Source organism: Enterococcus sp. 7F3_DIV0205, assembly GCF_002141365.2.
Taxonomy (GTDB): Bacteria; Bacillota; Bacilli; order Lactobacillales; family Enterococcaceae; genus Enterococcus_L; species Enterococcus_L palustris.
The window spans coordinates 2,321,458-2,345,086 of sequence record NZ_CP147244.1; the positions used below are offsets into that span (position 1 = coordinate 2,321,458).

The window sequence follows — 23,629 nt, forward strand, 5'->3', positions numbered from 1 at the left end:
ATTCCTCCGCCCTTCTACTTGGTATTTTCCAATGTAATTGTTATTTTTGCCTGATATTTTCCAAGTGCTTTAATCGCTCCTGGTTGTAAATCGAGTAAAAATCCTTCTCCTTTAGACCAGCGTTCTTTGGTAATATCGTAGGTATCAGAAGCTGTATTCGTGTGATTAACAATAACGACACTATCTGTTCCTAACATCAAGTCTTCTCCTTGATAGTTATACTTGATGGCATCAGGAATAATAACTTCTTTATTCGCTAAACTGGTCAATGGCTGATCAACGTTGGCTTTTAACGACCATTCTTCTTTTTCTGCTCGAGTATCTGATACAACTAATGGTTTTCCAACCACTTTAGGATCAGTGAATTTCACTGCATTGACCGTCGCATTTTTCGTCTCAAAATCAAGTACATCTGGTGCTGAAATCAGTGTCAATGCACCATTAAATTGATAATCAGCCCTATTTTCTCCATAAACGATTTTAAACTGTTCATTATCTGGTTTTTTGACTAATTCATAGTTATCTGCTTTCAACTTAGCTAAAATATCAGTCACTTCTGACAATTCGGTCAAATCAACAGTGCTGCCTATTTCATTTGTTCCCGTATAAGGATCATGAATTGCATTCCCTTTGATGTCTAAAAAGTTGACGATCAGCTTCGCACTGAGGGTGATTTGAACTGTAGTTGTTTCAGTCACTGCACCCTTTTTCGCTTGAATCGTAGCTGTATACTTTTTTGTGATATCAGGATCGTTCGTCAGGGTTGTATTAAGAACGGATAATTCCACATCCTTTTGTAAACCTGTAGCAATATCCCAACCGGCAGCATCTGATTTTTTCAAAATCAAGGCATTCAGTTCTTCGTCTGACAAACCAGAAACTTCTTTCCTATTTGTACCGAAGTCAACAGCTCCAACCATCACGCCTGTTGTTGGTAAAGTATCGTCTAAAACCATTACAGGAACGCGAATAATCGTTTTTTGAGAAGGATCATTCATGTCTGTCATACGAACTTCCATATATTGCAGACCTGGTTTAGATGTATCAACTGGTTTAGATGGATTCACATACTCAAAATCTGCTTTATGACCTGGTAAAATGACTGGATCCGCAATCAGCGTATTGGCTTCTTTGTTCCAAACGCTATCTTTTTTAAGAATTTGCGCTATAGGTGAACCGCCTAGATGATAGACATTGACCTTGATTTGATAATCATGTGATGGTACACCATTCGTTGGTCCGCCGGATTCATCTACGGCTATTAAGCTTGTATCATAACTTTTGATTGTTCCTTGTTCTTCATTTAGATTATCCGATAATTTATTCACTGGAATGACCAAACGCCCATCAAATTCTTTTACTTCATTTGAAAGATAAGGAAGTTGGTTTTCACTTCCGTCAGGATACGTAACATACACTGAACCTTTAGCTCCAGCTTCTGGAATCTTACTTATCGTATAATCTGACACTAAATCTTCTGTATGATCTTGATAGATATTAAAAACATCCGGATCTGCTTGTAATTGCATGTAAGGAAGTTCCTGACCCACAAACACTTCATATCCTGTTTTCAAAGACTCTCCTGATGCAATATCTTTCCAAGGTGCTCCTAATTGATAAGCTGTATCTACATTTTCTGAAATGACATCACCTTCAGCTAATTCGTCACTTTCATTTCCAGACTTACTAAAGTCATTGCCAAAATAATTATAGTCGTTAAAAACCCCAATACCTTTATAGGCACCAGCAATAAATTTTGTATAATCTGATAGCCACTGTCCTTTGGAGTCTTTCAACTTAATTGAAAATCGCCGTTTAACGGGTTTATTATTCACATCCTGTTCCTTCTCCATATAGAATCCACTATTATTTCCCATTGCATAAATTGAAACTAAATCTGATAGATAGTCTGTGTCTACACTTTCTAACATAGAAAATTTCTTTGTCTCGTTAGAAAGATTGTACATGTCCAAGTAAACAGAAAAGTTTAAATTTCGGGCTAAGGATAATGTATAAACATACATAACCTGATTCTTTTGATCGAACAAAATTTGCTTGATCGTGTTGCCTTTTCTCATAAAATAACTAGTTACGATTCTACTATCCACTTCATCCCAACCAAGACCATTCGTTCTACTCCAACCGACACTTCCTCCATATAGAGGATAACTTCCTACACCTGGGATATCAGACACTTTTTGATCAAAAAAAACGTATCCTCGATTCTGTTCATCCTTAATGATAAACCCTTGATCTGTTTTAAGCGCACTCGTTAGGCCTCTTTGAGGAAAACTCATTTTTGATCCAGTAAGAGGATTAATAACCAATCCTTCTGAAGAATTCAACGGGATATTTTTCCAGTCGTTTGAAAGATCTTTTCCAAATACTTTATCCGGAACAACTAAAATATTTAGTTTATATGGGATTATTTCTGTTTCAGAAGTAATCGTGACCGTTATCTCACCAGTTTGACTAAGTGGTGTAATCGTTGTACCCGTTACCTTTACATCTAGTTTTTTCCCCGAAGTTAGCGCCCAAGCACTTAACGATAATTTATTGGTCAACAATTGAATGATTTGGATGTTATCCAAATTTTTGAGCTCACCTTTGGTCACAAGCGGCAGATCATAACTCAATCCAGCCTTGGCATTTACAATGGTCGTTTGGTTATTTGTTACAGTGATTGGAACTGGGATAACGGTTGATATGGAAGCGTTGGTTTTTTCGGACATCTTGATATAGCCCCATTGAAAACCCGCTTTACTAGAATCAAAACTCTCTATCGGGTCTCCTGCTTCATTTGCTACCCATTCATAATTAGCATTACCGCCTAAATTTCCTGTCAATGTCTGATATTTATCAAAAAATTTCCCAGCATATAAACCCATATCTAATGTTCTAAATTGAGAAATCGCAGTATAATATGGCGCTTTTAGCATGGCGCCGAATACAACAAAACTCGAATAAGTTGTCTCTGTTTTTCCAGCTAAACTTAATTGAATTGTGCTACTGTAGTTCCCAATTGTATTTGGCTTTACTGTCGTACTTGTAACTTTCGCTGCTACTGTTTCGCCGGTACTTATATTCCAAGCCTTCAGATTCATTTTAGCTTGAACAATCGCTGCCACCTCAGCTGAGTTTTTCCCTTTGATATCACTCAGCGTAACAACCGCATCTTTATCTTTTTTAAGCATAACTGTAGCGCCAAAATGAGTTGAAATAGTATCGTTCGTCACATTGACTGCTACTTTAATAACTGTAGAAATATTTGGGTTATTATTATCCGTCATCTTAATATTAGCCCAATGAAAACCGACTTCACTGGTATCAAACTTAGAATTTAGCAGCTCTTTTCCTTCTTCATCCACAAATTTATAATTCACTCCAGTGGATATCGTAGTTGTCACCGTTTGGAACTTCGTAAATAAATTTGTAGGAACAGTAGATAATACCAATGGTGTATTTTGTGTAACGTTCACATATTTTTGTGGTTCTGCTCCGAAAACAACAACCGCTTTCGATGTTGTCACTTTCTGTTGGTCAGCTCCAGATCCAGCAGTCACTTCAACATTCGCAGTGTAAGCTCCTATCGTCGTGGCATTGATCGTTGTGTTAAGAACATTTACTGGAACAGCTTCTCCTGTTTCCATATTCCATGCTTGAATATTTCCCTTTGATTGAACTAATTGGCTTAATTCAGTAGCGTTTTTGCCTTTTGTATCATTTGGATACAATATAATTTTTCCACTAGTATTATTTACCTGAAGAGCAACTGTATTACTGAACAACAAACTTGTTCCTGCATCAGTCACAGTGACAGGAATTGGGACAATGATGCTAGAAGAGGTCGCATTCTCAGTAATTTTCACATAAATTTTTTGAAAACCAACTGCACTACTACTTGGATTTGACAGTGAACCCTCTGAATCTACATAGACATACGAAGCTCCAGCTTGCGGATCGGGAATAACAACTTGGGAAAAAAGCATATTACGACCAGCCACGGTAGCTAGAGAAGGAAATGCTTTATTTTGCGCCACAGTCAATATTTTCGCGGTAGCCTTTAACCCACTCTCATTTTCGATTGGGTTCATCAGTCTGCTAGAAAAATTATTTTCATGTATTCCATTTTGATTATCTTGTGAATCTAAATTAGGTATATCTTGAGTTTTGCTTTGAGTTACTTTCTTGGAACTTTCATCTGTTTTGGCAGATATAGAAGAACTTTGATTAAAAATAGTTGCTACCATCACAAACCCAATAAATACCAGAGCAATCACGCTCCACATTTTTTTATTTTTTACTTTTTCCATTTTGTCTCCTTTCTTTATTTATTTTTACGCCCATGACTATTCAAGCTCTTACACCACCTCCTTTAAAACTCTAGGTTTTAGGTCTTCGCTTGAATCAAGAATAATTATTGATGCTATTACTAGATCTACAAAATATAGAGCCTACTTCTATTTTTTTCTACACTATTTTTATTAACGGGTTAAACATATACCCTTTTGTGCGAACCGTTTTAATATAACTTTGACCACCATGCCCCTTCCCTATTTTTGCCCTAAGTTTAAAGACAACATTTGTCACTAAAGATTGGCGGTTCCTGTTCATTTGATTTTCCTTACCCCATACTTTTTGATAAAGCTCATCATAAGAAATAGCCGTTCCTATATGATTTATTAAAACAATTAAAATTTGGTATTCTGTATTTGTTAATTCGATTTCCTCAGTACCATTTTTAAGAACACTTCTATTTTGTGGATTGAGTTTTAATAAATCTTCTGTTACTTGATTTGATTTCTTGCTTTCATTGCTTATATCTGGTTTTTTACTGACTTCTAGCACACGTTTTAATTGAGTGAACGTAACTTCATAATCCGTATCTTCACTTGCTATTCCATCAACACCTAATCTCAAATACACCAAATCTGTTGTTGTCGTTCGATTTTTTGTTAGTAATAGAAGGTACTTATCAAATACACTCCTTACTTTCATAATTATTTCGTAACTATTGCCCGAAGTTGAGCCTCCTGTTTCATCAATTATGATTGTATCTATGTACTTTTGGTGCTGTTCAATAGTATTCAAAGGGATAAATTTAACGTCAAAATCCAGTCTTTTTAATACATTTAAATATACGTTTTCCTGTTCGGCGGACATTGATAAAATACCGACAAAATACATCTATGATGACTCCTTTCTCTTTTCCTTCATCCTTGAAACAATGATCTATCTATCATTTTTGTTTATCTTAATATAAATAAAGGGGATTAGCGCTCTGAAGAAAGCGCTTTTTTATTCATTCTATGTATTTTTAATTCGGAAAAATTTCAAATATTTTTTATTTATTATATAAACATATGTATTTTTAACATGTATTATTTCAATCTGATCCTCTTTTTTCATAGTCCGTCATTCCTGACCTGCTTTTATCCTTAGACATTAGAAGTTTTTGGTTGGTAGAGAATAGTTGAATTATGAACACACTAAAAAGGTTATATTCGAAAATATAACCTTTTCTATAGTATGCTCTATAATTCAAACCCTTTTCTATTTCTCCTAATAACTCCTTGATACCAATAAAAACTGTCCTTCTTATATCGAATCAACTCTTTGATTTCTGTATCCGTTCGATCTACATAAACAAAACCATATCGCTTTCTGAACCCACTAGTCGTACTGATTAAATCAATAAACGACCATGGACAAAAACCAAATACTTCTATACCATCTTGCACCATCGCTAAATGAACTTGCTCAAGATGTTTTTTCAAATAATCGATGCGGTACTCATCATGAATTTGTTTGTCCACAGTCAGTGTATCGACTGCACCCAAACCATTTTCAGTGATGATCAAAGGGACTTCATAACGCTGATAGATTCGATTCAAGGTTATCCGCAACCCTTCCGGATCAATTTCCCAATCCCAATCATTTCTATCTAAATAGGGATTGTTGCACCCTTTATAAATTCCTTCGATGACTTCTTTCTCAGTTGAACCAACTTCACCTGATTTATTGATCACTAATTCTTTACCACGATCGTATGCTGTTACATGTTCGACCGTTTTACTATCGTAATAATTAAGTCCAAGAAAATCACAGCGTCCTTCTTTGATCAGCTCCATATCACCTGCTTCAATCGTTGGCTGGCAGTCATGTTCTCTCATATAAGCTTGCATCGCAGGTAAGTAGTTTCCCTTACAATATAATTCTAAAAAGAAGGTATTCCGCAACTCTTCTGCTTTTTCGGCAGCCAAGATATCTTTTGGATCACAGGTTTTGGGATACACGGGTGAGATCCCGATCGCTGGACCAATTTTTGCATCGGGTAAAAGCTGATGACATAATTTTACTGCACTAGCATGCGCTAAAGTCATGATATGGTTCATTTCATACTTTTGCTTTAATAACGATTGCTCATTCTCTTCAGTAAACGTAATCAGGTACGGCAATAAAAACATATTGCTTTGTTCATTGATCGTCAGCCAATACTTCACTCGATCACCAAACTGTTCAAATAATACGCGACAATACTCAATAAAATCAGGAATGATTTTCCTTGAACTAAAACCGCCATACTCCTCTTGTAAAACAACTGGTAAATCAAAATGATAGATCGTCACAATGGGTTCTATCTTATTTTTAAGCAATTCATCGATCAGCTGAGTATAAAAATCAACCCCCGCCTGATTGATTTTCCCTCTACCATCAGGCAAAATTCGCGTCCAAGCAATACTAAAACGATAGGCCGTCAAGCCTAATTCTTTCATCAAGCGAATGTCTTCTTCAAACCGATGGTAATGATCGCTAGCAATACTTGTATCTGCGTATTCAGGAGCAATACTTTCATCCACAACAGACAATGTTTTCCCGTCTTCTAAATAAGCCCCTTCCACTTGATACGCCGCAGTCGCTGCTCCCCATAAAAATTCATTTGGAAAAGAAGGCATTTGATCACCCTCCGATTTTACTGATTTTGTAATACAATTTAAATAAGTGTTTGGCAATATTATATTCACTTAAAATCGTCATCAACGTATCCTGCGCATGAGTGAACAATAAATTGATTTCAACTGTGTTTTCCATGCTGTACTGAACGACTTTTGTTTGCGCATTGTGTGCTAAGTTTAATTCTTTTTTAGCTTCTTTTAACAGCTCTTCTCCTTCGACAAAATAATCTTCATCCATTTTTTCTAGTGCTTCTTTGATCAAATTACGACCATTGCCGGCATGTAAGATCATTTGCATTGCTACTTCATTTATTTCTTCTTGTGTCATCTTAAGCTTCCTCCGCTTTTAGCAATTCTTCTTTATAAATTTGATTGTCATATACTTTCAAGAATGGATAGTAGATAAATCCTGTTAAAACTAACGATACCCCTAATAAAATTAGCCCATTTAAATCACCATTGATCAGCCAAGTTTGTATCCCCACTGGTAAATACCATAAAGCAAATGGTTTTGTCGGAATACTGACCCAGCCAAGTTGGAAAGAAAGATAGGTTATCGCTGGTACGACAATGCCTGAAATCCACATCGGCACCATCAACATTGGATTAAAGACGACTGGTGCGCCATATACCAAGGGCTCATTGATATTACACAATGAAGGAACGATCGATGACTTTCCGATAGCCCGCAAACGCTTTGACTTCGTGAATAACATAAATATAGAAAGCATTAACGTAGAACCTGCTCCCCCGATCCAAACCCATCCTTGCAATGTTTCGTTAGTCAAAATCAACGATGGATCAACACCACGTGCTAGATCTGCCGCATTTTGTCCCACTGCCTGCAACCCAATTGGCACATACAGCGGCTCTAAAACCCAACTACTGATACCAAATGAATAAAGGAACGCTTGAATAAACATAATCAACACAAATCCCCAGAAACTTTGAGACACATTAACTAAGGGAGATAGAATCCAGTAAATGCCATCATACAGATTAATATTAAAAATAAAAATCGCGATCCAGCCAATTGCTAAAATCAAAAATGTTGGCGCAATGCTATCAAATCCTTCTACTAGAAACGGCGGCATCATGGTATCTTCTTTAAACAAACTAAATTTAGAAAACTTATCCATGACAAATGCTACAAACAATCCCCCAACAATTGCTGCAAACATACCGCCAGAACCTAATTTAGCAAATTCAATGATGATATCGCCTTCTTCATTAAATGTCGGAAAAACCAACATCAAGAAAAATGCGATCCCAATCATCCCAGCTTGTTTTTTTAATTTGTGTTTCTTCTTTTTCTCCAACAGCAGATAAGGAATAAAAAATGCCACGAAGACTGATGCTAACCCAAAACTAAAACTGCTGATTGGCGAAATATCTGGAAAATTTGGAATATATTCTTCAAAAATAGCAAAAATCGTCACTAGTGAACCGACTAAAATCATTGGCATTACCGTTGTCATTGCTTCTTGAATAGCACCGATCCAAGGATTTTTCGTTATTTTGTTAGCTTTTGGCGCAAAAACATTTGTCATCCAATCAATAATCTTTTTCATTTTTCTCCCACCTAGTTTTTAATCTAATCTGCCATTAATGACAATGCAAAATTCAATGTTCCTTCCCCATCTAACGCGCCGTAATACTCATCTGGAATAAAATCATAAGGGATCGAATCAAATTCACTCATCGTTTCTTTTAATTCAGCTTCCATATAACGTAAATGCGGACCAAACAACACTACATCTTTTTCATCGATATAATCTTCGATTTCAGAATCTCCAACCGCTTCAACCGTTACTGATAGCCCTTGTGTCTTAGCACTTTTTTTCATACTTTGAGCTAAAAAGCCGCTAGATGCTCCGCCACCGCAAACTAATAAAATATTTTTCTTGCTCACATTCATTTCCTCCTTTGATCTTTTACACTCAAATTATCTCCATTTTCTGTCACGTAAGCAATCCAACCTTTTGCACTAGTAATCACTTACGGTGAAAAAGTGTGATTTGTGGGTTTTGATCTAAGACTATATAATGAAGCCAAGAATAATCGAAGCATATGTAAAAAAAAGACTGTGGGGGAAAGTGCGATGAAAAAATTATCTGAAGAACAATTGATAAAATATCTTCGCGTAAACGGTCTGACTTCTTCTAGTCAGTTAGCTCATGCTTTTTCGGTTTCAACTAGAACGATTAAAAACTACATCAAAAAAATCAATGCACGCCAGACTCAAAAACTGATTCAAGCGACATCAAAAGGATATGTTATCAACCAAAATGAATCAGTCGACCTATCTTCAAAAGAAGTCAGTCGAGAACAGATATTGACTGAAAAACTCATTTATTTAGTTACACCCATCAATAAATACGATTTAGCAGAACAGCTTTTTATCAGCCTTTCTACTTTAGAGCGAACGATCAGTAAAGCAAATAAGGAATTGAGTAAATTTCACTTGAAAATCATTAGTCAAGAAAACAGTGTCTATTTATCTGGTGCTGAAGAGAAGAAACGCGCGTGGATCAGAGAACAGTTTTATCACGAAACAAGTGCTGATTTCCTCCATCTGGCAACGATTCAAGCTGCCTTTTACGGCTATGACTTGGATGAGTTGAAACTGACGATCACCCAAATTCTTAAAGAAAACAATTTATATATCAACGGTTATACTTTAAATAGCATTATCTTACACATAGTAGTTGCGATGGAACGAATCTATGACAGCAATCAAATCGTAGAGACAGCTATTCCAAAAATCGATGCGCGTCTAGCAGCAGAACATCGCTCAGCGATTGATATTGCGAACTACATTCAAGATACTTATGATATTTCCTTAAAAGAAAGTGAAATTTCTTATATGACGATTCTTTTAAAAAGTAAAACAACCTTATTGAATTACGCAGATATCAAAGAAGATTTGAAAGAGTATATCGCAGACGAAAGTATTCAATTGTCTAATCGGATTTTACAGAAAATCAATGAAGAATTTTTACTTTCTTTAGATGATGAAGATTTCTTCATTAAATTTTCCCTACATTTACAAAACCTGCTGAACCGCAATCGGGAAAAACAAGTTGCCTTAAATCCGATGACCAAAGAGATCAAGGAGAATTATCCATTGGTTTATGATTTAGCTGTTTTTGTCTCTAATGAATTGGAAGAATACTTAGGATCAGAAATTGCGGAAGATGAAATCACTTACTTAGCTTTTCATCTAGGTGCTTATTTTGAACATGCTAAAATAAACCAAAGTAAGTTGTTCGCTACGTTGATTTGTCCTAGTTATTACGATATGCATGTCGATCTTTCTGAGAAAATTTTAGCAGCGTTTGATTATGAATTAGACATAAAAAAAATCATTACAGAGGTTGATGCGCCGATTTCTAACCTAAATCAAGAGCTGATTATTTCCACGATCGTACTACCAAGCAATGTAGAATATGTAAAAATCACACCTTTTTTCAATGAAAAGGATAAAGAGATCCTCACACAAGCAGTCAAAAAAATCAATCTAAGTATGCAACAGCTAAAAATGAAAAAAATAATCGAACAGTATTTTTCTAAAGAGTTATTTGAAAAAAATCAACATTCAGAAACGAAATATCAGCTGATTCATCGCATGTCCACACACTTAACTAAGTTAAACCGAGTAAAGCCAAATTTTGAAGAAGAAATCCTTAGGCGTGAAAAAATGTCCTCCACAAGCTTTGGCAACGGTCTGGCCATGCCTCATTCGATGGAAATGAATGCATTAAAAACGTCCCTCTACTTTGTGATCAATGAAAAGCCTCTGCTTTGGGATGAAGAATATGTACAAATCGTCGTGATGATGGCCATGAATAAGTCTGAACGAAAAGAATTTCGGAAAATATTTAATTTGATTGTTGAATCATTGGATAATCAAGAAACGATCGAGGCATTGTTAAAAGCGGCTTCTTATGAAGAGTTTGTGAGTTGTTTGGTGGATTCGTTTAGGTTTTGAGGATCAAGCAGGACTTCGCTTGTCGACTAATTTAGGATCACTTTTCTTTTCATTATTCTTGTTGCCTATTACTCCTTAATGAAAATGAAAAATTTTATTATTGAGGATTTAAAAAAATAACTTAGAAGTGACTAGGACATAACTTTAAAAGCTACATTCCAGTCACAAGGAATTCGATTAAACGATTGGAGTAGACGCATTATCAGAGTTAAATACCCCTTTCTCAACCCCACTCAGTCATTGTAAGCTATTATTACTTTTCCATTATTTCCAAAGAACTGGAATCGTTGCTTCACCAAAATAAGTCCAGTCTTCAACATGCCATGAAAAGTGTAGTTCTTTCGTATCAGATGATAGTTGTGCCCACGACAACACGTCATCTTGATATGTGAAATTTTGATCTTCACTTTCGATGATTACTTTTGCCCCCTTATCGACAAAGACTTGAGGTAAAACAATTGGGCTGACCATTGTATAGTTTGTCATGCTTTTTTTCAGTGCAACGGGTTCAGTAAATCCTTCTGACTGCACTCGAATACTTTTTAAATTATTTAAAGAATCTAAAACAGATAAATCAAATAACGGACGAACTTTACGATCTTTTTCACCTAGTAACGCTCTATACTCATCTGTCGTTTCAGAAGTATTCCGTAAATCAAGTCTCTCTAACTTAGATAGATTTTTCAAAAAATCAATCGAGTAAAACGAACCTGATATCTCCAAATTTTTCATTTTTGTATTTTTGCTTAATAATCTAGGGTCCACAACAGAAGTCTTACCTTCAACACCATAAGCTTCTAAATTCGTAACATGCTGAATTCCTTCTAAAGTGCTGTACTCTCCTTCTGACTCCATAGCACGGACCGTGGCTAAATTTGCTTTAGTAAAGAGTTGAAATTGATCACGTAGACTTGCTTCATCTTCCGTTTCGCTTCCACGTATTTCATAAGCCAAAGATTCTTTCATGGCTTCCGGCACCACATATACATATGGAAACTCATCCATGTAACTAGCTTCTGCCTTTGCTTGATAACCAACTAACCCAACCATTGACAACGCTAAACTCCCTACAGCAACTTTCAATACTTTATTTTTCATGTTTTATCTCCTCCTTACTTTCATAGTATCATCAGCTTTTTTTCATGTCTATATGTTTTTTTTTGATTTTTATCTTCTTGTCTTTCTTTAGAATACGTATGCAACATAATCCATTTAATAAGCATTTTAAATCAATATTTTTTTTAAAAGAACAGAAAAAATTGATTCCCTTCCATTTCATTTGTTTTTTTATATTAAATATTATCACTAAAAATAGGCTGACTGTTTAAGTATCGATCAATTATGAAAAGTACTAAATAATTTCAGCCTATCTCTCATCTATCAACACTTATCATCTCAATCAAATTCAACTGTTCATATGCCTAAATCACTAGACACTATTTGTTTTGATACTCGCTGTTCTTTTATGTATGATTTACAACCTATTTTTCAGATTATACGCCTTGTCACAATACCTCAAAATAATGTAAACAGCCTGCATTAATCAAGCTGTTTACATTATTTTCTTTTTTCTCTTTTTTCCTTTTTTACTTTGCTGCTTCTTTTTATTTGCTCTTTTTCGCTTAATCAAAATGATTACAATAACAATAACTACCAATAAGATACCAGCAATAATCATATACAACTGTTTATTATCTTTTTTCTCTATATAAACGGCCTGATCATTGAGTTCATTCGCTTGCTTGCGGCTGATTGTAAAATCTTTCGAAAATTTATATTCTTTACCATCTGCATCCGCAGTCATTTTTAGCGTATAGTCTCCTGGTATCAATTCTGTGTTTTGTAAATCTAAACCAAAATTGAATGTTGAATTCGGAGCCATTCTAAGAGAACTTTTATTGGCTTGATATGCTGCTTTTGAAGATTTTTTTTCAAATATTTCAGACTTTATTGATAAGTTTTTGATCATGGTCGGCGCAGCATTTTGAATGCTTGCTTCAATAAAGTTTCGATAATTCCTTTGATCTGCATAGACATCGATCAGTTTTAACTGATTCTCCACTTGCTGCTTATTTTCTGTTAAAAGTACAGCAATACTATATGAGAACGTATTGTACACAGCGTTTTTCTTTTCATTTTTTTCTTTTTCATCTGGTTTTTGAGAAAAATGAATCCCACCTAAGACTTGACCTACAAATGATTCATCTGGCATTTGCAGCGTAATATTGATTGTTTTTTTTTCTTTAGCTTTTAACGTGACTTCTTGTTCTTCTAAATGCACTAATGATTCAAAATCTACTTTTAGAGTATCATCTTTTTCTTTGTTGCTTTTTTTGTAACTTGTTATTCCCGCATCACTTGTTGTTGCGCGATTTGCCTCTATGTCTATCGTTATTGTTTTTTCTGAATAATTTTGCAGTTCAATCTGCAAAACTTGGTTTTGTTTCGGCGCTACATTTAGTTCAAAATAGCCATTTTTTCCATTCACTTGATTGTCTGGATAAATCGGCAATACGCTAAACGCAGCACCCGTCCCCTTATTTGCTTCTTCCTTTGTTTCATCCGCAAAAGCCGTTACGAAAAATAACGTGGCTAGAAAAAACGAACTTAGTATGTATATCAGCCATTTTTTATTCATTTATTGTCACCTTCCTAAAAGAAAAATCGTTAAGATTCGTATAATTAACAGAATCTTAACGATCTTCTACTTGTTAAATTATTCGTCTGTTATTCTATAACTATTATGGCGCAACAGTTGGATCTGCTTTTAATTCCCAATCAAAGGTTGCTTTATAGGTATCATTTTCTTTCAAAGAGTTTTGAGGAATGTTTAATTCAACCCCTTCAACAGCTTTTTCATCTGCCGATAATGCACCCATACCTAATGACCACGAACCAATACCGCTGTTATCACCTGCAGTTGCAACCGTTGTTTCCGTTGCAGGTGTTAAAACTTTATTGCCCGTAGCAGCGATCGGTGCCGTACCAATCGGATTTGTTGGTGTATTATATGTTAAATCTTTAAGTGTAACTTCTGCTCCTTTTAGTTCAGTTCCTTTAGTAGATGTAAATTTAGAAGCTGTTACTGTTAATTCCCAACCCTTTCTTTCTGCACGGACATCTTTCGTTGAAACAAATGATGGAACGGCATATAAATCTCCCGTCCGATCCCCTTGTGCATCTAGCGCAAAAGCGTAATCTGGTTTTGCATTTGCTTTTAATGCTTTAAGGCTATTTGAATGTGTGCCAAAATCAAAATCTGATACATATTGAATCATTAAATCCGCTTTACCTGGATTTATTGGTTTTGTTGGATTCGTTGGGTCAGTTGGGTCAACTGGTACGATTGGAATATCTGGATCAGTTGGATCAACAATTTCAGGTCCACCTTCTGTAAAAGTGACTTTCCCTTCACTTTTAGCTTCGGTTGCAGATGGATACTCAGCCGCTTGTACTGTTTGAGCCCCTAATCCTCCTAAAATAGTTGCTGCTAATGTACTACCGATAATTACTTTTTTTAATTTCATTTTTTTCTTCCTCTCTAGTTTGTCAATTTATATAAAGTAAATATATTACGATATACCTAATATTCATTAAATCAGTTGTTCCTTAACTGTTGCTTCCTCGCTAAGCCAATTAGTAGGCAAAGAATCAATAGTCCCACACCTAAATAAGTGTTAAAGTGACTATTATCTGTATTTGTTTTCGGGAAGATGCCCTTACTTTGGTTAGACTCTTTGACTCCTGAGTCCGCTTTTGTTTCTGTCGTTACATCTGATTTTTGTTGCTCACGTTCACTACTCTCTGTCTGCTCTTGTGAAGCAGGTGTAAAATTGATCCCCCCGTTTGAGGTTATGCCGCTAGCTAGACTAACAGCAGGTCCACCGACTAACAAGAAACAGAACAAACTAAAGCAGATACTATAAAATAATTTTTTCATGTCTCTCCTCTTTCTTTATTCCCTTAAGGCTCGACTACTAACTCCCAATCAATAGAAGTTGAATAATCCGCCTGTTTCTTGCCATATCCCTGCGCAATGTCTAGCGTCACACCTGTTGAGCGCTGATTAGAATCTAGCGTTCCAAATGCCAAAGACCATGTCCCATTACCAATTTTTTTTCCTAAAGTACTTGTTATCGGAACATAGTCTCCCGATAAATCAACAACATCCTTTGTTACTTCTGGTCTCGCCTTTCCCGTATCGGCATAATTCAAATCTGAAAGAAGTAATCTTGCTCCTTTTAATGGTTCTCCTGTTTCATCTTTAAAAGCAGATGCTTTAGCCTGCAGCTCCCAACTATTCGTGTTACTGCTCGTTCGATCATCAATAATCGAGATGAACGATGGTACAATTTTATTCGTATCATCAGCTGTTTTGCCATAATCCCCTACTGACTTTAATGCCAATTTTTCGGCAGTATTTTGATGACTGCCAAAATCAAAGTCTGATACATATTCAATTCGCAAATCTTGTCTAGTTGGATTTATCGGTTTTTCAGTATCATCGTTAGGATCAAGTGGTGTTAATGGATCAACACCATCTTCTGGATCAACTATCTTACTACGCCATTTTGCATAAAGTATGATATCTTGTGTCACCTGCGTATCAAAATTCCATTGTTTTGTTAAATTCTGATCTTCATACCAATCTACAAACACTTTATTCGTATAGCTTGGATCAGCTGGTCGTTGTGCCAGTTCCCCATCTTTCACACGTTGCTCAGAAATAGCACTCCCACCATTTGTTTCAAAGGTAACTTTCCATGGATCAAAAATAGTTACTGTCGCTTGCCCTTCTGGCTTTTGGTCTGTATTTTCACCTGTCAGATTAGCAGTATTCACCTTTTTCTCACCTGATACTCCTGAAACAATTTCAGTTTCATATGTCAGTATTTTCTTTTCCTGTTCTAAAATGGATCCTGCAAAAATACTTAATTCACGAGTCGTGTTATTCCATGTAAAATATTTTCCTTCAACATTCGCTGTTCCTTCCAGCAATGGTTTCCCATCTAAGATGATCGCATTAGGTTTTGATAACCCTTCTGGCAGCTTATCTGTTATTTTTGACTTCAATAAAGCCTCATCCCCAGCATTTTCCATTGTCAACGTATAGGTCAATTTATCTCCTATCATGGCAGATGACTGATCCACGTTCTTATCTAATGTGATCACGGGTGCTTTCTTTTTATACCAAAAGATAATGCCTTTTTGCTGTTTATCGACCGTTGTTGTCCAGCTAGTATCTGTGGTTGGCTCTTTGATCGAAGTTGTTTTTTCATCATAGTAAAAAGAACTTGGTTCTCGAACTCCTGTACCAAAACCAGTTGAATTGATCGTTGGTCCTAGCACTACTTGTGAGGAAACAAAATTATACCCCGTTAGTTCTTTATTCTTTAAAACAACAGAATCAGCCATCTCTCCACCATATCCTAAGACTTCATCCGCTGAGAGTGTTGGCCCGTCTGGGTTATCAATATCTTTGAATATCCCTTTTACTAATTGCGGAATTTCAATGTTCCAGCCCAATCCCCAAATCCATGAAACCTGAGGTGCTACAGGTTTTTCATAAGAGTTATCAACATTTACTTGTGCAGAGGTCCCCATGGTTACATTATTTGGAACATCATCTGAAAATGTGTAGGAGATCCAATCGTTTGTAGTCGAGCCTTTAGGATAAACTACATAAGCCGTTGTTTTTACATTCCCATTCGGCCAACCACTCCAATGAGCTATATTTGGCCAATTACTCTTTGTCGACGTAAATTTCCCATCAACATTAGCAGGGATCCCTTTCCAATAGGAAGGATTACTGTACTCATAATAAACAGTTGGATCTACTGAATTAAATACTGGCCACTCTAAAGCTGTAATTGGTGTAATCAGCCCAAATGTGTAGGCGGACGAGTTTAACACAGGCCGAGTATCTCCTTCTAAAAGATCAAAGCTAAAATAGTTAGCAATTGCTCGATTATACATTGTAGGAGGATTGATGGCTTTATTTTCATTTCTAAGTGATGTTACTTTCACTGCATTATTCTTTTGCCAATCATATTTCCAATTAAAATACGAGCTGACTGGATTGGACGATGCTTCTTTTGTCAATTCTTCAGCTGAAATTTTTTCATTAGCAGAATGGAAAAAAGTCAAAATCAGCGCTAGAAAAATTATCAGTGAACCAAGCACAACAATCATTTTCTTCCTCTTTTTCATCTTTTCCTTTTCACCTCCTTTCACAATCGTTCCTTGGACTTTTCTGAGATATTCAGCATATATCCTTTAGAGCGAACTGTTACCAAATAATGATCAGCCCCTTCAATTTGCTTCAATTTATCCCGTAAATTAAAAACAATATTGGCGATATTAGCTACTTGAGTACTGTCTTTTTTATTCCAAAGATATTCATTGATTTCACGATAACTAATTGTGATGTTAGGCGTTTTATTTAACAGCCTTAGTAGGCGAAATTCGTTTTTTGTTAAGAAAACTTCCTCACCTGCAATAGTGACACTTAAATTGTAGTCATTTAAAACAAGTTGATTATTTTTCGTCAAGATTGTTTTTTCATATATTTTTTGCCGACCTAAATTTAACATCATATATTTCAAAACCTCCCAAGTCTCATCAATTTTTACTATAATATCTGCTCCTATTTTTAAGTAGAATAGCTTTTGTTGTTCATGCTCTGGCTCAACTAATAAAAAAATAAGTCCTTGTTCGTTTTTTCTAATAGAGGTGATAATTTCAAAGACCTCCATTAAACTCAGTTGATCCTCAATAATAATAAAATAATCGATGTGTTGTTTGATTGGATTCTTTGTATTATTTATGTAGGAATTGGCATAGCTTATAGAAATCCCTGAGTTATTTAAATCATTTAATTTTTCTTTATCAAAATTTTCAGGAACATTAATTATTTCTACAATAAGTTTAGGGTCCATCCAATCTCTCCCCTTTCTCAAAACTAACTTAGCGCTGCTCCATCACTTGTTGGTACTCCTATATATTCAAACAATTTGCTTCCCAAAACAACCAAGTAAAACTGGAATTTTTTTTTAATTATTGTAAAAGTTCATCATATTTACGGAAAAAAGAAAAAAGACGGAAAAACAAACGCAATCAATATAGAATCAAACAACGTTAAATAGTACTATATTTAGTAATTACTTCTCTATTTCCTTATAAACTAGATCGATTTATCTCAAAAAAAAATAAAAAAATTATAAAATTTGAAAAACGACGGTTTTTTAATAAAAAATACGTTATACTTTTAAGGGTTTTAGACAGATGCTTCTTTTCTTCTGTTTAAATGCACGCTACTGCAACTATGCTATGAGGTGAAAAAATGAACGCTTTCAAAAAAAGAATCGGAGTTTTATTGCTTTGTATTAGTGCTTTTTCCTATACAAACTTAGTTACTACAGATAAAACATTTGCAGACGAAATCAACCACTTTCAACAGTTATCTACTCAAGCTTCAAAGAACAATGACAAGATGAATAGTTTCGATATCATAGAACAAATGGATTCCACTTTAAAAACATTCATTTTATCCAGTTTAGGCAAACCCATTGGAGACCAACTAACTTATAATGATTTGGCTCAGCTGACCTCTTTATATCTCTCTGGCGAATCCGCAGCGCAAATCACTAGTTTTTCTGGGTTAGAGTATGCAGTCAACTTGGATAGTTTCAATATGATGACCACAACACGTGTAACTGATTTCAGCTCATTGGAAAAACTGACAAAATTGACTTATGTACGACTTCAAGGTGAAAATGTTACCACTGAGAATTTTCCTGATCTGAGTAATAACCCATCGATCAATCTGATTTCTTTGACGGGTGCTAACGTTGATGATCAAGTTTTAGATAAATTGATTCCTCTGAAATCTTTAGAAAAACTTTTTATCGAATATAACGAAAATATCACAACCATCACTCCCCTAAAGTCCTTGCCTAAGTTAAAAACGCTATATATCCAATACGATGGTGTTGCTGACTTTACAGTGCTTAATGCATTCCCGGCTTTAACGATTTTAGGAGCCTATGGACAAAATATAGGAAAACAACAACATTCTAGTACGATCCACCCAACAGACTTCGATTATCAGTCTGAGGCTCAAACTCTTTTTATTCCGTTTTCAATTATGCCTAACAGGTTAACAAATTTTGACGGCTATCTACCACCGTTTACAACATCGAATGCTGTAAACAATACGATTCTCACATTTAATAATAGTCAAATAGCCCCTGAACGGATTCAAATCACAGGGGAAGGTCTTTTAGTCTCCAATGTTTCTCAAGAAGAATATGAACAATTATCTAGCTTGAGCTACAGTGCACGTATCGATAATCCTGCAGGCTCTTATCTGCAGCCTGCTTCATATTCTTTTTATTCTATCTCTAACGGTATATATAACCATAAATTTAATATTGTAAATCCCCCAGAACCAGGCGCTCCTATCACCGTACATTATCTAGACGAAGTGGGTAATGAGCTAGCCTCACTAGAACTACTAAAAGGGAATATCGGAGAACGATATAGCTCATCTGCTAAAGAAATTCCAGGTTGGATTTTGATTCATACTCCTGAAAATCAAACGGGTGTTTTCACTGACCAACCACAAAAAATAACATACAATTATACTAAAGCAGAGGGTGCACCTGTCATAGTCGACTATGTAGATGTTCATGGGAAAAAAATAGCAAAATCAGAAAGTTTAAATGGAAAGTTAAATGATTTCTATGAAACAAGTAGCAAATATCTGAACAATTGGCAACTAAGAGACTTACCGCAAAACAGCAAAGGAATATTTACAGCACAAGAGCAAATTGTAACCTATGTCTACGAAGCAGAAAAAAATGAGGTGTCAATAAACTCAAACAACTTCCCTGTAGTACCTGAAAATACACTAAACCAAGAACCATTAGTACTCTCTTATCCTGATACTCTGATGCCAATATCAGAAACAAGAACAGCCAATGACTCTTTGTTACCTCTAACTGAACTCCCAACTATGTTGAAGAAAAAGGAAGGGACATTTGTGATTGAGCCAAAAACAGGAAAAGAAAAGAAAGAATTGAAAAAAAAGAAGAAAACGGGAACTGTTACAATAAAATATGTCGATGAACATGGACGCGAAATATCTTCGTCAAGCACCTTACATGGTGAAGTTGGAGATTCATTTTCAGCAATTGCTAAAGATTTATCGCACTAGCAGCTATCCACTCATACAAGCTAATCTTACGAACAGATTTTGGGGTGAAATAATGAAATACTTAGATTTTTTAGATGATGATGACAAAGAAAAAGCTCAACTATTAACCACATTACAACGATACAATGAACAATTTTTAAGTAAAAAAAAGTTATTGGAATTGACTGGTCTATCAAAATTTTTATTAGAACGCTACCTCGCTGAGTTAAACAAAGAATATCCTCAACTTCGTATATCAGAAGAATATTATGATGAAATCGCCTTTCAGCCAATCTCTAATGAAATCATTCAAGAGTTGCAATACCACTATGCAGAGCGTTCACCTAAATTTCGCTTTTTTATTGAAGTGTTAGTAGAAGAAAAATCAATCAAAAAATTTCAGGCAGAACAGCATATAGCTAAAACTACGCTTTATCAGATTCGTACCAAGGTGATATCTAATTTAAAAAAAGCAGGTCTGTCTATACAAAAAAATAAACTAATTGGACCAGAAGCACGAGTTCGTTCCGTTATTTTTGATATTATCTCCTATTTTTATTTTGGCGAACGCTATCCGTTTACTCATTCTGAACAAAAAATACAGCAACTCCTACAACAATTAGTCAGTTACTTTAACTTAGACCTAACTTTTCTACAAAAAAGAAAGCTTGCTTTATTTCTTCAGATCATGCAAAGTCGAAGACTAAATCACCATGATTTACAAGAAAATTTTTGTACAGTAGGAGCAAAAACCCAACAGCAATTTGGTTCACAACTAGCGATGCTAAAAAAAGTACTACAATCTTCTATACCGACTTCGGCAGAAGAGGAAAGTCATTATGTTTTATTGTTCTTATTTGTCTCTGATATGTTTGATTGTGATTTATCCTTCAATGATGACCTATTGGCAGAAACAAAAGATACTGCGAAACAATTAGTAACAAAATTATCAGATGCTTTCCAACTAACCCAAAAACAGGAGAAATACTTATATCATTCATTTTTAAAAAAAGTACTAGGCTTGTCTATTTTTAGGCAAAACTATACGACTTTTGTAGATATTTCCGCTTATAGCTACTTTTCAGAAGTTTACAATCCGTTACACAAGCTTGTTTTAAGATTTATTCGAAAAAATCATTTTTGTTTGTCTTTGAATCTTTCTAAAAATGAACAAGCCAAACTTTATTATGATTTCATGTTTTCTATTTTAGCGTTCTTAGAGCCTTCTCAGTTCGGTAATCCCATAACTATTTATATTGATTTTTCACATGGTAGTGCCTATACCGAATACATTAGCCAAAGCTTACAACGTTTTCGAGATTTGAATATCGTTATTCAAAAGAGATTTAATAATACGACTCAGCTCTCTATCTCCGATTACAAAATAACAGAGCTTACGTGTCCACAAATTATCTGGAAGCAGCCTCCTAGCCCATCAGATTGGGCTAAATTTGCTGATCTTGTCGTTGAATTAAGGGAGGTTGAAAATGAAAAATTGGAAATGTTTTAGTTTTTATTTTGTCATCTTATTTTCGATATTATCATTAATTGTTCAGCCAACTTCTATTATTTACTACATAAGAAAAGACACTACTCAACCTTGGGAACTACTCAGTAATACGTCGATCCAAGAGGGAAATTTTACTGACGCTCCACAAGAAATCATTTTTGTCTATCGAAGAAAAAAACCTATAGTGCCCATTCAGTTTATGACCCTTGAAAGTAAACCAAGACTACTGCATCAAAAAAGAAATCACTCGACTCAGTATGGTCAACTGTTGCTTATTCTATCTGGCATTTTTTTATTTGGTTCCCCACGCCCTTAAACAATCTCAAATAAGAAATAAGCTTCTTCAAGGTTGCTTGAAGAAGCTTATTTCTCTTTCACTGATATTTAGCTAATTTTTTTATCTATGGTTCAGGAATTGCAGTACCTATATAGCTTATTTCATAGGTAACATCAATTTCCAACTGATCCGCAGTTCCTGTGTAGTTTACAGGAATATATTCCGGCTTTTCATTAAAGTATAGAAAATTTGAATAACTGTCGATCTCTATGATCAATCCACCACCTGGTGGTGAAATTGGTTTTGGAAAGAAAAAGTAATCCATTGTCTCACCAGTAGGTTTCGTTATTAAAAACCTGATTTCTTTTGGCAGTGTATAGACTGTGCCTACTTTTACGATTAATTGATCTGATGGCACAATTGCACCTTGTTCATACGTCTTTCCATTGTATGAACTTGTGTAATAATAATCATCAATATCACTTATATCAGGTTTTAAGTAAGGTGCGTAAAATGGTAATGAATTTAATGCCAAAGGTTGTTTGCTTGTTTTATCTATATAATGAATATTGATTTTCGCTTCATCTGTGTAATAAAGCTGAACTACTTGATCTTCGGCCGAAAACACTCCGTCTAATTCACCAGAAGTATGTTCAAGTATGTAGCCAGAGATTTCTTTTTGTTCAACATGAAATGGCTGATCTACCTCGCCACTTAATGTATCCGCAGGCTGAATCTCTACCCCATTTTTATCCAAATAATAAATCATTACTTTTCCTTTTTCAGGAACGACTTCTTTCTGGTATTCATATGTAACTGTCTGAGCTTCTTTTGTAAATGTCCCAACCGAATTATTTGGCAAGTTGTTTTCGTTCAAGCTGTAATTAGCTATAGGCAATTTAAATTGTTCAGTGGATACATCATAACCTTCCCCAACAGTTCCATGAATCGTTTTGGCTTCATGAATCTCCTCACTGTTCTCATCTATATAACGTACGGTGACCGTGGATTCAGTTGCTGGCGGAACCACTTCAGCGTCTGGATAGTATCCTACATATTCATATCCTTCGATCAGAGTTGGCTCAATGATTTTTGTTTCGTCTTTAGAAATCGAGATATTTTCTTTCGGAAGCAAAGGCTCTCCTGCCGCTAAGGCAATCATCGATGAACTACTTATAGCTGCTGGAATCATAATGATAAGTAATAGTTTACTGTACTTTCTCCGTTTATAAAAAATAAACAAACTCGCAACTATAAACCCACTGCCATATAACAACAAGTTAGAATGCTCAAACTCTCCTGCTTTTGGCAACTGAGACTGACTGCTTGGTTTTGCAGTCATCCCGTCATTCTTTGACCCAATGGATAATCCTGAATTAGAATTATCGTTAGGTGTTGCAGCAGCTGATATTTTTTGGTAAATAAGATTGTACTGTTCATACTTTCCACTTACTGAAGGCTTTTCCTTAATAATAGCAGCTTGTTCTTGTGGACTAAGATAGTCAATATCGTAAAAGTTGATCTGGGCCGCTTCGCTTGATAAAGGCACCAAGAATAGTGCCATTACCAAAGTAAATAAACTGATGATAGTCTTTTTCATAATTAAACTCCTTCTATTTTTAAAACATACTTTCATATAATAAATGATAAAAAAACAAAAACATATTTAATTAAAATTTATTTATAAAAAAATTAATAA

At 35.2% G+C, this 23,629-nt stretch carries 17 protein-coding genes; 4 read left to right on the top strand and 13 right to left on the bottom strand.

The window, feature by feature from the left end; genetic code table 11:
- Positions 1-14: 14 nt before the first annotated feature.
- The 6 genes from A5821_RS10950 to A5821_RS10975 form a co-directional block, all read right to left on the bottom strand.
- Positions 15-4,313, bottom strand: coding sequence for a hypothetical protein (locus A5821_RS10950; RefSeq protein WP_086314611.1), 4,299 nt, complete (start codon positions 4,311-4,313; stop codon positions 15-17).
- Between the two features lie 157 nt (positions 4,314-4,470).
- On the bottom strand, positions 4,471-5,187 hold the full coding sequence (locus tag A5821_RS10955) for a response regulator transcription factor (RefSeq protein ID WP_086314612.1): 717 nt from the start codon (positions 5,185-5,187) through the stop codon (positions 4,471-4,473).
- A 347-nt stretch (positions 5,188-5,534) separates the two neighbouring features.
- On the bottom strand, positions 5,535-6,956 hold the full coding sequence (locus A5821_RS10960) for a glycoside hydrolase family 1 protein (RefSeq protein WP_086314613.1): 1,422 nt from the start codon (positions 6,954-6,956) through the stop codon (positions 5,535-5,537).
- A gap of 4 nt (positions 6,957-6,960) precedes the next feature.
- A complete protein-coding gene (locus tag A5821_RS10965; RefSeq protein WP_086314614.1) occupies positions 6,961-7,284 on the bottom strand; it encodes a PTS lactose/cellobiose transporter subunit IIA in 324 nt (107 codons plus the stop codon).
- 1 nt (position 7,285) lies between these two features.
- Complete coding sequence (locus A5821_RS10970; protein ID WP_086314615.1) at positions 7,286-8,527, bottom strand: PTS sugar transporter subunit IIC; 1,242 nt, start codon at positions 8,525-8,527, stop codon at positions 7,286-7,288.
- 23 nt (positions 8,528-8,550) lie between these two features.
- On the bottom strand, positions 8,551-8,868 hold the full coding sequence (locus A5821_RS10975) for a PTS sugar transporter subunit IIB (RefSeq protein WP_249921871.1): 318 nt from the start codon (positions 8,866-8,868) through the stop codon (positions 8,551-8,553).
- A 189-nt stretch (positions 8,869-9,057) separates the two neighbouring features.
- On the opposite strand from A5821_RS10975, the gene A5821_RS10980 reads away from it, so the two are divergent.
- On the top strand, positions 9,058-10,947 hold the full coding sequence (locus A5821_RS10980) for a BglG family transcription antiterminator (protein WP_086314617.1): 1,890 nt from the start codon (positions 9,058-9,060) through the stop codon (positions 10,945-10,947).
- A 264-nt stretch (positions 10,948-11,211) separates the two neighbouring features.
- On the opposite strand, the gene A5821_RS10985 is transcribed toward A5821_RS10980, so the two are convergent.
- From A5821_RS10985 to A5821_RS11010, 6 genes are all read right to left on the bottom strand, one after another.
- Positions 11,212-12,045 (bottom strand): hypothetical protein, encoded by an 834-nt coding sequence (locus A5821_RS10985; protein WP_086314618.1) that lies wholly within the window; start codon positions 12,043-12,045, stop codon positions 11,212-11,214.
- Positions 12,046-12,499: 454 nt separating this feature from the next.
- A complete protein-coding gene (locus tag A5821_RS10990) occupies positions 12,500-13,585 on the bottom strand; it encodes a DUF916 and DUF3324 domain-containing protein (RefSeq protein WP_086314619.1) in 1,086 nt (361 codons plus the stop codon).
- Positions 13,586-13,688: 103 nt separating this feature from the next.
- Entirely contained in the window at positions 13,689-14,474 is a 786-nt protein-coding gene (locus A5821_RS10995; protein ID WP_086314620.1) for a WxL domain-containing protein, read from the bottom strand.
- Between the two features lie 71 nt (positions 14,475-14,545).
- Positions 14,546-14,887 carry an LPXTG cell wall anchor domain-containing protein gene (locus A5821_RS11000; RefSeq protein WP_086314621.1) on the bottom strand — a complete coding sequence of 114 codons (342 nt, stop codon included), beginning with the start codon at positions 14,885-14,887 and terminating at the stop codon, positions 14,546-14,548.
- 23 nt (positions 14,888-14,910) lie between these two features.
- Positions 14,911-17,157 (bottom strand): WxL domain-containing protein, encoded by a 2,247-nt coding sequence (locus A5821_RS11005; RefSeq protein ID WP_086314622.1) that lies wholly within the window; start codon positions 17,155-17,157, stop codon positions 14,911-14,913.
- Between the two features lie 20 nt (positions 17,158-17,177).
- Positions 17,178-17,885 (bottom strand): winged helix-turn-helix domain-containing protein, encoded by a 708-nt coding sequence (locus A5821_RS11010; RefSeq protein WP_086314623.1) that lies wholly within the window; start codon positions 17,883-17,885, stop codon positions 17,178-17,180.
- A 404-nt stretch (positions 17,886-18,289) separates the two neighbouring features.
- Between A5821_RS11010 and A5821_RS11015 the strand changes: the two genes are divergently transcribed.
- From A5821_RS11015 to A5821_RS11025, 3 genes are read left to right on the top strand one after another with little or no spacing between them, the layout of a single operon-like run.
- Positions 18,290-20,164 carry a MucBP domain-containing protein gene (locus A5821_RS11015; protein ID WP_086314624.1) on the top strand — a complete coding sequence of 625 codons (1,875 nt, stop codon included), beginning with the start codon at positions 18,290-18,292 and terminating at the stop codon, positions 20,162-20,164.
- A 52-nt stretch (positions 20,165-20,216) separates the two neighbouring features.
- Positions 20,217-21,653 carry a helix-turn-helix domain-containing protein gene (locus tag A5821_RS11020; protein ID WP_086314625.1) on the top strand — a complete coding sequence of 479 codons (1,437 nt, stop codon included), beginning with the start codon at positions 20,217-20,219 and terminating at the stop codon, positions 21,651-21,653.
- Positions 21,631-21,969, top strand: coding sequence for a hypothetical protein (locus A5821_RS11025; protein ID WP_086314626.1), 339 nt, complete (start codon positions 21,631-21,633; stop codon positions 21,967-21,969). The genes A5821_RS11020 and A5821_RS11025 overlap by 23 nt, the downstream gene beginning before the upstream one ends.
- Positions 21,970-22,054: 85 nt before the next feature.
- Here the strand turns inward: A5821_RS11025 and A5821_RS11030 are convergent, their stop codons facing one another.
- The gene (locus A5821_RS11030) at positions 22,055-23,530 is read right to left on the bottom strand and encodes a MucBP domain-containing protein (RefSeq protein WP_086314627.1); all 1,476 of its coding nucleotides are present in this window, start codon (positions 23,528-23,530) and stop codon (positions 22,055-22,057) included.
- Positions 23,531-23,629 lie beyond the last annotated feature (99 nt).